This window comes from Gilliamella sp. Pas-s95 (genome assembly GCF_009795795.1).
In the GTDB taxonomy this organism is placed as follows: Bacteria; Pseudomonadota; Gammaproteobacteria; order Enterobacterales; family Orbaceae; genus Gilliamella; species Gilliamella bombicola.
This window is the reverse complement of sequence record NZ_WTFC01000004.1, coordinates 1-14,124: the sequence shown is the minus strand read 5'-3', so window position 1 is coordinate 14,124 and position 14,124 is coordinate 1. Positions and strand designations below refer to the sequence as shown.

Below are 14,124 nucleotides of genomic sequence, written 5' to 3'. Positions count from 1 at the left end.
CATGATTGGACACGGCAAATTTCACTCATTAACTCTGATAAACTGGAATGGTTTTTTTGCTCGAACATTTGAGCTTGATCAGCTAGTCACAACCTTATCTGGTGGTAATGGTGCAGGTAAATCGACCACGATGGCGGCTTTTGTTACAGCATTGATACCTGATTTAACCCTGTTACATTTTAGAAACACCACTGAGGCGGGGGCAACATCTGGCTCACGTGATAAAGGTTTGCATGGTAAGTTAAAACCAGGTGTTTGTTATTCAATGCTGGATGTAATTAATTCTCGTAACCAACGAATTATCTGTGGTGTACGTTTACAACAAGTTGCTGGGCGTGACAAAAAAGTGGATATTAAACCATTTTTACTGCAAGGTTTACCTGTCGTTATTAGTCCTACAGAATTAGTTACTGAACGTTTAAATGATAAACAAGCACGCATTTTATCGTTGCCAGAGTTAAAAGATAAAGTCGAATCAATGGACGGCATTATTTTCAAACAATTTAACTCGATTACTGATTATCACTCAGTTATGTTTGACTTTGGCATATTACCTAAACGTCTACGCTCTTCATCTGATCGTAGTAAATATTATCGCTTAATTGAAGCCTCGCTGTATGGTGGGATTTCAAGTGCGATTACTCGTTCACTACGCGACTATTTATTACCTGAAAATGGTGGTGTACGTAAAGCTTTCCAAGATATGGAAGCGGCACTTCGTGAAAATCGAATGACATTAGAAGCGATTCGAGTTACGCAATCCGATCGTGATTTATTCAAACATCTTATTACCGAATCGACCAATTATGTTGCTGCTGATTATATGCGTCATGCTAACGAACGTCGAGTGCATATTGAATCGGTACTTGGCTTGCGTCGTGATATGTTTAAAACGCAAGATCAGCTTATCAGCAATCAATACCGCCAAATAGAAACGGCGAAAGAACTTAAAGAATATCAAGAATCGCAAAGCGATTTGGAAACTGATTTACAAGCGGCTAATGATCACCTCAACTTAGCACAAACGGCGCTACGCCAACAAGAAAAAATTGACCGCTATCAAGCAGATTTAGATGACTTAAATTTAAAACTTGAAGAACAAAACGAAGTGGTGCTTGAAGCGAATGAACAGTACCAAGTTTACCGTGATCAGGTCAACGAAACAGAGCAAGAAGTTGATGAAATCAAAACACAGTTAGCGGATTATCAGCAAGCACTTGATGTTCAACAAACACGAGCAATTCAATACCAACAGGCTTTACAGGCGTTAAAGAATGCGCAGTCATTATGTCAGTTACCAAAACTAGGTATTAGCAATATCGAAGATCACTTTGCCGTGTTTGATGAAAAGCAAAAAGAGATCACCGAACAAGTTCTTGAACTTGAACAAAAATTAAGTATATCTGATGCCGCCATTAATCAATTTGATCGAGCTTATCAATTGGTCGTTAAATTGGTTGGTGATGTAACTCGTAGTGATTCCTTTGTAGCTGCAAAAGAAGCATTAAGACAGTGGCCATCACAATGTTATCAAGCTGAACAAGCGGAACATTTACAGCTGCAACTTGATGAACTAGAGCAACGCTTTTTTGAACAAAAAGAAGCGGAATCATTATTAACACAATTTTGTAAACGTATTGGGCGACAAATTAATTATGATGAGCTTGACGAATTAAAACAAGAGATCGAAACCCAGCTAGATGAGAATGCTGAACGGGCTAACGAATCAAGCGAAAAACGTATTGAATTTAGGCAAGAACTTGAACAAATTCAATCGAAAATTGCTGATTATCGACAAAGGGCACCATTATGGTTAAAAGCCCAAGATGCCCTAACTGCTTTGCAAGAACAAACAGGTGACACATTTACTCACAGCCAAGCTGTAACACAACATATGCAACAGCTGCTTGAACAAGAACGTGTTCTTGTAACTGAACGCGACCAAATCAATTTTAGGCGTAGCCAGCTTGATGTCCAAATCGAACAACTTAATCAACCAAGTGGTGTGGACGATGGGCGTTTAACTTTGTTAGCTGAACGATTTAATGGTGTGCTACTCTCTGAAATCTATGAAGATGTAACCATTGATGATGCACCTTATTTTTCAGCACTCTATGGCCCTGCAAGGCAAGCTATTGTTGTGCCTGATTTATCATTAGTGAAACAGCAATTAGAAATCCTAACGGAAAGTGATGAAGATTATCCTGAAGATATATACTTTATCGAAGGTGATCCTTCATCATTTGATGATAGTGTTTTTGACTGTGAGGAAATGAATAAATCGGTACTAGTCAAAACAGGCGACCGTCAATGGCGATTTTCAAGTTTTCCAAGTGTACCACTATTCGGTCGTGCCGCGCGTGAAGTTCATCTTGAAAAACTATCGGCTGAACGTGATGAATTACATGAACGTTTTGCAACGATCTCATTTGATTTACAAAAATTACAACGTATTGAGCAAAATGTTGGACAATTTATAGGACAATATCTTGCTGTTGCTTTTGATATCGATCCTGAAGCGGAAGCACAAAAATTAGCGATAAGACGCACCGAAATTGAGCGTCAATTATCATCTCAAGAAAGCATTGATCAGCAAAACCAACAACAAGTTATTAATTGCAAAGAGCAATTAGTTACCGTCAATAAGCTTATTGCTCAGATGCACTTACTTGCAGATGATGATTTAGCTGATCGGGTGGATGAATTACGAGAGCAATTAGTTGTAGCGCAAGAATCTGCGCAATACGTTAGCCGTAATCGAAATACTATTTCAGAACTTGAACCTTTAGTGGCTGTTTTACAAAGTGATCCCGAACAAAATGAATCGCTTCGTGAACATTACAACACGGTTAAGGCTCAGCAACAAACGATTCGCCAACAAGTCTTTGCGTTAACTGAAGTGATGCAACGCCGAGCTCACTTTAGTTATGAAGATTCGGCTGGCATGTTGAGCGAAAATAGTGATTTAAATGAAAAATTACGATCTCGATTAGAAGTAGTTGAAGTCCAAAGAGCTGAAGCGCGTAGCCAGATGCAACAGTATCAAGATAAATACAACCAATATAATCAAACGCTGGCTTCGCTTAAAAGTGCATTTGATACTAAACGCGATATGCTGCAAGAATTACAAAAAGAGATCGAACAAATTGGCGTAAAAGCTGATGCGATCACTGAAGAACGAGCTCGAATTCGCCGTGATGAAATTCATCAAAAATTAAATAATAATCGCCTGCATTGCACATCGCTTGAAAAACAACTGATTATGTGTGAAAGCGAAATGACACAAATGCAAAAACGCCTTACACAAACACTGCGTGATTATAAGCAACTACGTAAGCAAGTTGTTGAAGCCAAAGCTGGGTGGTGTTTAGTATTACGTTTAGTAAAAGAAAACAGTGTTGAACGGCGTTTACACCGTCGGGAGCTGGCTTATTTAAGTGCTGATGAGTTGCGTTCTATGTCGGATAAGGCTTTAGGTTCGTTACGTTTGGCTGTTAATGATAATGAACATTTGCGTGATGTATTAAGACTATCAGAAGATCCAAAACGGCCTGAACGTAAAATTCAATTTTACATTGCAGTTTACGCTCACTTACGTGAGCGAATTCGTCAAGATATTGTCAAAACTGATGACCCTATTGAAGCAATTGAACAGATGGAAATAGAATTATCACGTTTGACCGAAGAACTGACATCCCGTGAGCAACAATTAGCGATCAGCTCAAAAAGTGTGTCTAATATTATTCGTAAAACGATTCAACGTGAGCAAAATCGTATCCGCTTACTTAACCAAGGTCTACAGGCAGTGGCCTTTGGGCAAGTTAACGGTGTACGTTTAAATGTCAATGTTCGTGAAGCCCACTCTTCACTGCTAGTCGCATTGTCTGATGAAAAAAATGAGCATCAAGATCTGTTTAGTAATAATCGCATAACGTTCTCTGAAGCATTAGCTAAACTCTATCAACGCTTAAACCCACATATTGATATGGGACAACGTACTGCGCAAAATATCGGTGAAGAGCTACTTGATTACCGAAATTACTTAGAAATGGATGTTGAGGTCAATCGAGGTGCTGATGGTTGGTTACGTGCTGAAAGTGGCGCACTATCAACAGGTGAAGCAATTGGTACAGGTATGTCGATTTTACTAATGGTGATTCAAAGTTGGGAAGATGAATCTAAGCGTCTGCGCAACAAAGATATTTCACCATGTCGATTACTATTTTTGGACGAAGCAGCACGCCTTGATGCCAAATCAATTGCAACATTGTTTGAGCTATGCGAACGGTTACAGATGCAATTGATTATAGCAGCACCAGAAAACATCAGTCCAGAAAAAGGCACAACCTATAAATTGGTTCGTAAAGTGATCAATAATCAAGAGCATGTTCATGTGGTTGGTTTGAAAGGTTTTGCGTAATTTTCTATTATGTTGTAACGTTTTCGCCGACAAATTGTCGGCGAAATTTTATTTTTAACTGCAAGTAGCCTATTAGTATCTTTTTTTACTAAATTATATAAATAAAACGTTATGATGGCCTAAATAAAAGTGACTACTTGGCTAATCTTGCTGACTAGTTTGCCTTTAGGTTCTTTAATGTTTTTGACATTTTCAGTCGCTATAGACACCATTTTACCCATAGTATCCCTTAAGATTTTGCCACTATCAGTTTTAAATGATGCAAGTTGTTCTATTCCATTTCCGCCACCAAAATAAATATTGTTGTCCACTAAAAAATCAACATTAAAATTATTTAATAAATGGTCTATTATTTGGTGATGAGTTAACTGATATGACATTAAACTAAACGCATGTTGGTAGGAAATAGCCATTTCCATACTCTTTAATAAGTTTATGGATTAATTTTTTTTCGTTGGCAGCAAGCTTTACATCTTTAATAAAGCACCATCTTCTTTCATAAATTTTGAAAGCTTCGTCTTCTGGAATTGTTTGCCCTTGATAGTCCCACAAAATTTTATTTAACGCAGGATATCTATTTACTTGGATATTTTGCATTTATTGTCTCGTTAAAATAAAAATCGCATTTAAATAAATTGACGGTGACCATTTAATAGATATGCAGGTTCTAATAATACCCTGTATTTAAAAGTATATAACTGAATATATATGAACACAACTTAATTATGTTAAAATTACAGAATTAAAATAACATTTTAGGGTAAATAAATAAGAGCATTTGCAAAAAATAGCAATAAATATTTAAGCCGTCGCGCCGCTTCAAAGCATAAAGCACGTTTATCAGCAAAATAATAAGACCCTATCGGGCTTTTTTAAATTCAACTCCATAAAAAAGACTATAATTATAAGATGTCTTCATAATAAAGATAACTGTCTCCATTTTTTGTGGAAGCAAGCATTAGCAATTATTACCGCTTTTGCTTAGATTAGTATCCTTTACTTTAATGTTTTTTCACTGGATACCTATTTTATAGATTTATTAATACTAGCGATTATATACATGAAATTTATTCATCTTTTTTAGTAGATTTAGATTTAATGTCCTTAATATAAAGTTTAGGATTATCTAATATTTTTTGTAAATCTTTTAGTGGTATATCTTTTAGTAGCTCATTACTTCGCTGTTTTTGTTTATTTTCACATTGCTTAATACCAAATAAAACAATAGATAATATCATTAAAACTATCTTAAATTTATTCATTTCTATTTAGCTTCTCAATTATCGCTAATCTCACAAACTCAGAACGGTTTTTACTGGCTAGATGACTTCTATCATGTTTAATAAAGTCGTCTATTTCATCAACTATTGATTGTTCAATCGATACAATTAATCTTATGTTTGGTACACCATGAAAATAGCGATTTATCTTTTTCTTTTCTAACGTGTCTTTAAATCATCAAAGTTACTGTACCATCCTCTTTTTTATGGACTGACAAAATTATAATTTTAATTAGTCCAGATGTAATTATATTAATAAAAAGTATTATTTGTAAAAACACCCCATGCAATCAACGTTATTATATTTTTCTAACATGCCAGAAAATTCTTCAAGCCAAGTCAGCAGGAGGTAGTAAATTTCTGCAATTTTTAGGCTTCCAAACCGCCCACCCTGCTTTTTATGCAACACCATGAATTAAAATAATTTTTTGACTATCACTGAGCAGGTGATTGTTATTATCAAATGGGTAACCTAAATAGCTATTGTTGAGTAATTCAATCTAATTTTTGTTTTCGAACTATAGCGTAAAAGGTATTATTACAAGAATTACAAGTTTCTTTAAGTTGCTGAAATAGTCTTCAAGGCTTGTTATTACTGGATTTGATGTGCTTTGTTGGGTTTAAAAGAATGTTACTGATTATTGATTTGGTGCCGTGGGCGGGACTTGAACCCGCATGCCCTTAGAGCACTACCCCCTCAAGATAGCGTGTCTACCAATTTCACCACCACGGCGCCGTTTTTATTCTGGAATATCTGATGTCGAATTTTGTTGTACAGGCTGAACAAGTGGCGCTGTTACAGGTACTGTATTGTCTTCGTTTGATTGTGTTGTTGCCGGTACAACATCATCAATGAAGTTAAATTCATTGCTTGAAGTTATACTAGGTTTGCTACCTAAGTTTGACAGTAAGATGCTTATCACAAAAAACAAAATGCCTAATATTGTTGTAGCACGGGTTAAAAAATTCCCACTTCCTGAAGAGCCGAATAAAGTTGCTGACGCGCCTGCACCAAAAGATGAGCCCATATCTGCACCTTTGCCTCGTTGTATTAGAACTAATCCAATAATAACAATTGCAATAATTAAATAGCTTATAATTAAAAATTCGTACATTTCAACCTGTCAATTTTATGTGTTATACAACAGAATTTATTGATGCGAAATATTAGCGAAAGACAGACCAACAAGCAAGTAAAATTTAAGATATAATTGATATGTTTTGAGCATTTATCCCTTTAAATAAGTAAAAACACACCATTTATAGCTTAAAAATTATCTTTTTACATAATGTATTATTGGTTTATTAAAAAAACAAACTTATTGATACTTTCTTCATTTTATAATTTTACTATTTTCCATAATCAATTGTATGTTTTGGAGGAAAACCAGTATAATGGTGCTAAATTTATATAGTTCGCATTGATTTTATGAAATTTATTGTTAAGCTCTTTCCTGAAATTACCATTAAAAGTGATTCTGTCCGTTTACGTTTTATTAAAATATTAACGAGTAATATTCGCAACATTTTAAAGCATCACATTGAAGATGTTGCTGTGGTTCGTCATTGGGATTTTATTGAAGTTCGCCCGAAAGTTGAAAATAGTGAAGCTCAGATCCTTGATCTATTAACACGTATTCCAGGTATTCATCATATTCTAGCAGTTGACGAGCTTACCTTTGTTGACGTTCATGACATCTTCGAAAAAGCATTAAATTATTATGCCCCATTAATTGAGAATAAAACCTTTTGTGTGCGAGTCAAACGCCGAGGGAAACATGACTTTACTTCAATTGATGTTGAACGTTATGTTGGCGGTGGGCTTAATCAACACGTTGTATCGGCTAAAGTGAAATTAACTCAACCGGACATCACCATTAACCTTGAAATCGACAATGACAAATTACTACTAGTCAAAGGGCGACATGCTGGAATTGGTGGTTTTCCAACAGGTACACAGGAAGATGTGTTGTCGCTTATATCGGGTGGTTTTGATTCTGGTGTATCAAGTTACATGTTAATGCGTCGTGGTAGCAGGGTGCATTATTGTTTTTTTAATCTAGGAGGGAAAACTCACGAAATCGGTGTTAAACAGATGGCTCATTATTTATGGGAGCGATTTGGAAGTTCGCATAAAGTACGTTTTATAGCCATTGACTTTTCTGATGTTGTGGGTGAAATACTTGAAAAGATTGATGATGGGCAAATGGGGGTTATTTTAAAAAGAATGATGATCCGTGCTGCATCGAAAATTGCTCAACGTTATAATGTCGAAGCACTTGTCACTGGTGAAGCATTGGGGCAAGTATCGAGCCAAACACTAACTAATTTACGATTAATTGACAATGTAAGTGACACATTAATTTTACGTCCACTTATCACGCACGATAAAGAAACAATTATCAACCTTGCACGTCAAATAGGCACCGAGGACATTGCTAAAACAATGCCAGAATTTTGTGGTGTCATATCCAAAAGCCCAACGGTTAAAGCTATCAAAGAAAAAATTGAAGCTGAAGAGTTGAATTTTGATTTTGCTATTTTAGATAAAGCGGTTGAAAATGCTGAAAATATTGATATCCGTGAAATAAAAAAACAAACAGACACCACAATAACATCGGTCGAAACAGTCACCATGCTTAATGCAGATCATGTTGTTATCGATATTCGCTCTCCAGAAGAGCAAGAGGATAATCCACTCATATTGAACGACATTGATATCAAACTTATTCCATTTTATAAGTTAGCAACGCAATTTGGTGATTTGGATCAATCAAAACAATATTTGTTATATTGTGAACGCGGCGTTATGAGTAAATTACAAGCACTTTATCTAATTGACCAAGGTTTTAATAACGTAAAAATATTTCGCACATAAAACTTAACAATAATTTACTATATTATTGGTATTTTTTACATATATAATGGGACGTTATATATGAGTTGTATTGGTTATTAAGGTAAAAAAAGTAGCAAAAATGTATTATATAAAGAGGGCTGTAATGAGTAGTAAATTACTTGTAGTTGATGATGATCCAGAAATTGCTTTATTATTACGCGAATTACTTGAATTAGAGGGATATAAAGTTGAAGTAGCCAATAATGGTATTGAAGCTTTAGAAAAGTTTGACAGCACAATAGATCTCATCTTACTTGATATTATGATGCCTGAAATGAATGGACTTAGTGTATTATCTCAACTTAGAAGTAGGTTTACAGTTCCTGTTATATTTTTGACGGCTAAAGATAATGAGTATGATAAAGTTATTGGGCTTGAACTTGGTGCTGATGATTACATCTTAAAACCGTTTAATGATAGAGAGCTTATTGCTCGGATCAATGCGCTTTTACGCAGAACCCATTGGGATAATATCGTTGATGATGACTTAGACAAGCAGAATCAATATACTATTGATAAACTGAATGTAAATCGGAAACAACAATCAGTCTATTTTGATAACAAATATATTGAATTAACGGGCACGGAGTTTCAAGTGTTGCTTAAACTACTTGAAAACGCAGGTAAAATAATATCGCGAGATACATTAAGCGAAACCGTTTTAGGTAAAGAGTTTATTCCACTTGCTCGATCGATTGATGTTCATGTTTCTAATTTACGAAAAAAACTTCCGCCTAGGAGCGATGGTTTGCCTTGGATTAAAACATTGCGTTCTAAAGGCTATTTATTTGTCATTGATCAAACTGATGATTTGTTACAAGGATAAGATAATATTTAAATGAAGGTCAGCTAAAATGTGGCTTTTTGATCGCCTAACAATCAGAATTTTTACTATATTTTTGCTGACTATAGTTTTTTTTCTTATGTTAATTATGGTGTTACCGAGTCTTGATTCTCGAAATTTGACTTATTTAGCAAATAAAGATAAAGAAAGTGGTAACCTATTAGCCAACCAAATTGAACGTGATCTTGTTAAAATACCTAAAGATAGCTTTCGGTGGTGGATGCGTTTCATTGTTGCCATGGATAGTCATCAAAAACCAGGGCAATCTTTATTTATTGTTACACCTAATGAACAAATCATTACAGCTGAAACTAAAAACATTGATTTAATTAAAAATTTCAGTGAAAAATCGCATAATGTTGCCGATCCAGCAAGAAAAATCTATGATTCCCAAGAAATTATAGGGCCTTTTTTGCTTCATTATGCTAATGCAGAATATCAACTATATATTTTGCAACAAGCCGCAGATACGCAATCTCAATTTGTTAACTTCATTTTTGATCACCCTTTGCTATTATTAACCTTGACTATGCTTGCAAGTTCTCCGTTTTTGCTTTGGTTATCTTGGAGTATAGCTAAACCAGCAAGGCGTTTAAAACAAGTAGCCGATCAAGTAGCAAAAGGGAATTTACAAGAAAGGCCAGAGCTTGAACAAATCGGATCGTCTGAATATAAAGCAACGGGGGCTAGTTTTAACCACATGTTAAGGGAACTAAAGCGAATGCAGGATGTGCAACAGCGCTTGTTTTCTGACATTTCTCACGAATTACGTACGCCTTTAACTCGCCTACAACTTGCGACCTCATTATTGCGACGCAAACAAGGTGAAAGTAGCGAAGTTGTACGAATTAATAATGAAGCATTAAAACTTGATTCAATGATTGGGGATTTGCTCTTATTGGCAAGACAGCAATATGACAATAACGAAATTAGAGAATTTAATAAAATTAATGTACTATTTAAACAAGTGCTTGATAATGCTGCTTTTGAAGCAGAACAAATAGGGAAAACATTTCTAGTTGCAACCCCGCCGACCAACCAAACCATATTATGCTACCCCATTGCCCTATGTAGCGCGCTTGAAAACGTGATTCGTAATGCATTTCGTTATTCCAATAAAGAAGTTATTATCAATTTTACGGTACAACAACAAAAAATAACCATAACCATTGATGACGATGGCCCTGGTGTTTCAGAAAGTGAACTTGAGCAGATTTTTAGACCATTTTACCGCACAAGCGAAGCGCGCGACCGCGAATCAGGCGGAACAGGGCTAGGGCTTGCTATTGTCGCTAATGCCATCATCCGCGATCATGGCACTGTCAAAGCAGAAAAAAGTCACCTTGGTGGACTGAGAATTGTGATAGTATTACCAATTCATAAATATTAAAAATAGAAGAGAAAAGTTTTGTCCACACCAGCTTTAAACATCGTTTTATTTGAACCCGAAATTCCAGCCAATACTGGTAACATTATTCGCCTATGTGCTAATACAGGCTTTAACTTACATATTATTGAGCCTATGGGCTTTTTTTGGGACGACAAAAAGTTAAGACGAGCAGGACTAGATTATCAAGAATTTGTGGATGTAAAACGCTACAAAAACTTTAACTGCTTTATGGATGAAAACCAAATAGACCTACAAACTCAACTGTATGCGCTAACCACAAAAGGACAAAAACCACATAGCGAAGTCAATTACAAATCAAATGACTTTTTAATGTTTGGTCCCGAAACCCGAGGCTTACCTGCAACCATACTCGACTTATTACCCCAAAACAAAAAAATACGCATTCCCATGCTAGCAACAAGCCGCAGTATGAATTTATCTAACTCGGTAGCGGTTGTGGTATACGAATCGTGGCGCCAATTAAATTACTTAGGTGCAAAATAAAGTATTCACTTTCAAAAAAACTAATTCCATAAAAAGTTGGTCAGGAAAGGTATTGATTTTATTGAAGTTTTTGTTTTGCTATTTTTAAGCTAAATCAATCACTTACACAACCTAAGCAAGGTTCCGGCATACAAAAAATCAACAAAACTACGAATAGCATATTTTAATAACAGCCGTTTAATCACCTAAAAATTGGTCAGAAAAAGTACTGATTTTATTAAAGTTTTTATTTTGTGTTTTTTTTATTTAAAAACTCCGCCAAAACCATTCCCCAAAACACACCACCAAAAGCTCAACATTATACACTTAACAAAAATTTACAAATTTTTAACAAAAAAAGTAGCACATTATAAATCAACCGGTTATAATTTAAGCGCTTTAAAGCAAGAGAAAGCTCGTTAGTGAGCAGTTAGTTATAAAAAATGTAAATAAAACAAAAATTTACTTGACAGGACGATCAAAATGCATTACCATGTATGGCACATGGCACATGGCACATGGCCTGCCAAACCTATGCCCTAAATCTTTTTCAATTTCACTGTAGTCGAAATCAGGCACAGTTCTTATTTTCATCACCGAAGTTATCGAGTTCATCGAGTTCATCGAGTTCATCGAGTTCATCGAGTTCATCGAGTTCATCGAGTTTGGCGAGGTTGCCGAATTTATCGCGGTCTTCGGGCTTGGCATTATTGCCGAGGTTATCGTTGTGGTTAAGTTTTTTACTTAGCTTACTTAGTTTTTCTAATTTTTCTATCTTACTTAGGTTAGCTGGTTTATTTAGGTTATCTAAATTACCAAGCTTACTTAGATTATTTAGCTTACCTAGATTCTTGTTGTTCTTCGTGCTGCTCTTATTGTCATATACACAGAGTTCTGTGGCATTAACGGCGCATACATCAAGAGTCATAGAAGGTACTCCGCCATATTTAACGTTTGACGGTGGTCGAACAAAGGTAACAGACACAGACAGTTTGTTGTCTATTAGGTTGCAGGATGGTCGAGTTATTACGCCATCAACTAATCCATCAAGTTCAGCAAATCCAATAATATTGCCGTATGTGGGGAGTAACTTAGGTCATATAGAAATGGTCGTTCCGTCGTCACAGAGTTCAATTAGTATAAATGATTTGGTTGTTCAGGGTAATTGGGGAGATGATGATGGAGATGGACAGGGTACAAGTGGTGTTACCGCATCGGGGAGTATATCGGTATCGTTTACGGATAAGGATGACAATACGGTTAATCGTAGTGATGCATTGGATATATGTAATGCTCCTTATAGGGTAAGGTTAGTAAGTACAGAAGGACGTTTAACTACTCAGTATGGAGTGCCAAGGAGTAGTAGTTTTAGTGGGGCTACGGTGGATTATTATATCAATCCGTATAACACTGTTCCTCGTGTTTGTTACGCAAGGCCAAATCTTACTTATGGCATAATCTATCGCGCCGGCCCATCTAACATATGGTCTCCTACAAAAGGTTTTTTAGTTCAGTCAACAAGTCCATCATCTTACAACCGAAACTTTCCGACAATGGGTGCTGATGGGTTGTATTTTGATTTGCACATAGAAGGAGTCGATGCAAGTCAGTTGACGTGGTCTGTTGTCACGAATGGTAGTATAAAAGCAACGGTAAGTTGGAGGCAGCCAAATCAAGGCAAAAACGAAGATGAATGGATTAAAGATAAATCCAGTTATGTCACACGGGTAACGTTAAGCGGTCCTAGGGCGGATAGCACTCAGGTACAGTCAGCTACTCCTAATCCATTGATTGTGCCATCTTTGCCACAGACGTTTGAGTTAGTCGGTAGGGATGGTCGTGGTAATGAGGTGAGGTATGGATTTGTGTTAAAGCAGTGGTTCGTCCATCGGGGTGGTGAATTCGATACTCCGTCTAACCACTCATCTTGGTGTAGTCGTTTGGGTTATCGTATTGCTAGGGTAAGTGATTTAACCAATGCAGTCAGAACAGATTTTCCTAGTATTTCTATTGCTACGCCGTCATCAGGTTATAATGGTTACTCGCGACAAATAGGTGCAGGATTTTTTTCTGAGTGGGGTTGGATGGACAAATACACCAATGCGGGTTTCGTCAACTACTTCTACTGGACGAGTGACTTGGTAGGTAATAATCAGTTCTATGTCAACTCGACCGACGGCTACATCACTTACAACCACATATTCTATAAAAGCAATGGCGTTTGCGTCACACCTTAGCTTTTAATATTTAATCCTTGGGCCGCGGGGGGGTATGGTGTAGATAGAGGACAATCTAACAAAGAATCAAGCCCCCGCGCAAGTTGGGGCGTTTTCCCTTAGGGTTGCGCAGTTGTGGCGAAGTCACAATCGCGCCGCCCCCGCCGTCGCCAACGCTAAAAGCGTGGCTGGCAATTTTAGTGATTACGCTGTAGCAATTTAATTTCGTGGTCTATTTATAGTACGGCAAGGTTTCGGACGTTTTGTCCACCCAAGGTCAAAACGTCCGAAACCACCGCACTCAATTTATTCTATTCACCAAAACCAAAAAGGCCTGATTTTCCGCCAAAAAATCGGTCAGAAAAGGTATTGATTTTATTAAAGTTTTTATTTAATGTTTCCTGGATTCAAATATGAAGTGCAATTTTAAACACGGTGGAGTGAAGAAAGTAGAAAGGTGATTTATACTAGCACCTTCGCACCACCACAGTTTGGAGATTGCTATGCATTATAATCACCTTTCTAGGAAGGAAAGATACCAGATTTTCGTATTATTACAAGCTGGAAAGAATAAAAAAGAGATAGCCCAGCT

The 14,124-nt window shown here is 36.4% G+C and carries 10 protein-coding genes and 1 tRNA gene; 6 read left to right on the top strand and 5 right to left on the bottom strand.

The features are described 5' to 3' along the window. The first annotated feature begins 1 nt into the window (after position 1). Positions 2 to 4,420: a chromosome partition protein MukB gene (mukB, locus tag GQ598_RS01700; protein ID WP_160402073.1), complete on the top strand. Its 4,419-nt coding sequence runs from the start codon at positions 2 to 4 to the stop codon at positions 4,418 to 4,420. A gap of 119 nt (positions 4,421 to 4,539) precedes the next feature. Here mukB and GQ598_RS01695 read toward each other — a convergent pair whose 3' ends face one another. From GQ598_RS01695 to secG, 5 genes are all read right to left on the bottom strand, one after another. Continuing rightward, on the bottom strand, positions 4,540 to 4,833 hold the full coding sequence (locus GQ598_RS01695; RefSeq protein WP_160402072.1) for a hypothetical protein: 294 nt from the start codon (positions 4,831 to 4,833) through the stop codon (positions 4,540 to 4,542). Continuing rightward, a complete protein-coding gene (locus GQ598_RS01690) occupies positions 4,805 to 5,017 on the bottom strand; it encodes a hypothetical protein (protein WP_160402071.1) in 213 nt (70 codons plus the stop codon). The genes GQ598_RS01695 and GQ598_RS01690 overlap by 29 nt, the downstream gene beginning before the upstream one ends. Before the next feature lie 470 nt (positions 5,018 to 5,487). Continuing rightward, positions 5,488 to 5,682 (bottom strand): hypothetical protein, encoded by a 195-nt coding sequence (locus GQ598_RS01685; protein WP_160402070.1) that lies wholly within the window; start codon positions 5,680 to 5,682, stop codon positions 5,488 to 5,490. A 665-nt stretch (positions 5,683 to 6,347) separates the two neighbouring features. Further along, positions 6,348 to 6,433: transfer RNA gene (locus tag GQ598_RS01680), tRNA-Leu, on the bottom strand. Positions 6,434 to 6,440: 7 nt separating this feature from the next. Next, entirely contained in the window at positions 6,441 to 6,815 is a 375-nt protein-coding gene (secG, locus tag GQ598_RS11245; RefSeq protein WP_160402069.1) for a preprotein translocase subunit SecG, read from the bottom strand. A gap of 314 nt (positions 6,816 to 7,129) precedes the next feature. On the opposite strand from secG, the gene thiI reads away from it, so the two are divergent. The 5 genes from thiI (at position 7,130) to GQ598_RS11045 (ending at position 13,553) form a co-directional block, all read left to right on the top strand. Further along, positions 7,130 to 8,578, top strand: a complete 1,449-nt coding sequence (gene thiI, locus GQ598_RS01670) for a tRNA uracil 4-sulfurtransferase ThiI (protein WP_160402068.1) — start codon at positions 7,130 to 7,132, stop codon at positions 8,576 to 8,578. A gap of 124 nt (positions 8,579 to 8,702) precedes the next feature. Beyond that, positions 8,703 to 9,425: a response regulator gene (locus GQ598_RS01665; protein ID WP_160402067.1), complete on the top strand. Its 723-nt coding sequence runs from the start codon at positions 8,703 to 8,705 to the stop codon at positions 9,423 to 9,425. A 28-nt stretch (positions 9,426 to 9,453) separates the two neighbouring features. Beyond that, on the top strand, positions 9,454 to 10,833 hold the full coding sequence (gene cpxA, locus GQ598_RS01660; RefSeq protein WP_160402066.1) for an envelope stress sensor histidine kinase CpxA: 1,380 nt from the start codon (positions 9,454 to 9,456) through the stop codon (positions 10,831 to 10,833). 18 nt (positions 10,834 to 10,851) lie between these two features. Continuing rightward, on the top strand, positions 10,852 to 11,337 hold the full coding sequence (gene trmL, locus GQ598_RS01655) for a tRNA (uridine(34)/cytosine(34)/5-carboxymethylaminomethyluridine(34)-2'-O)-methyltransferase TrmL (protein ID WP_160402065.1): 486 nt from the start codon (positions 10,852 to 10,854) through the stop codon (positions 11,335 to 11,337). Positions 11,338 to 11,813: 476 nt separating this feature from the next. After that, complete coding sequence (locus tag GQ598_RS11045; protein WP_202112633.1) at positions 11,814 to 13,553, top strand: hypothetical protein; 1,740 nt, start codon at positions 11,814 to 11,816, stop codon at positions 13,551 to 13,553. The last annotated feature ends 571 nt before the right edge of the window (positions 13,554 to 14,124 follow it).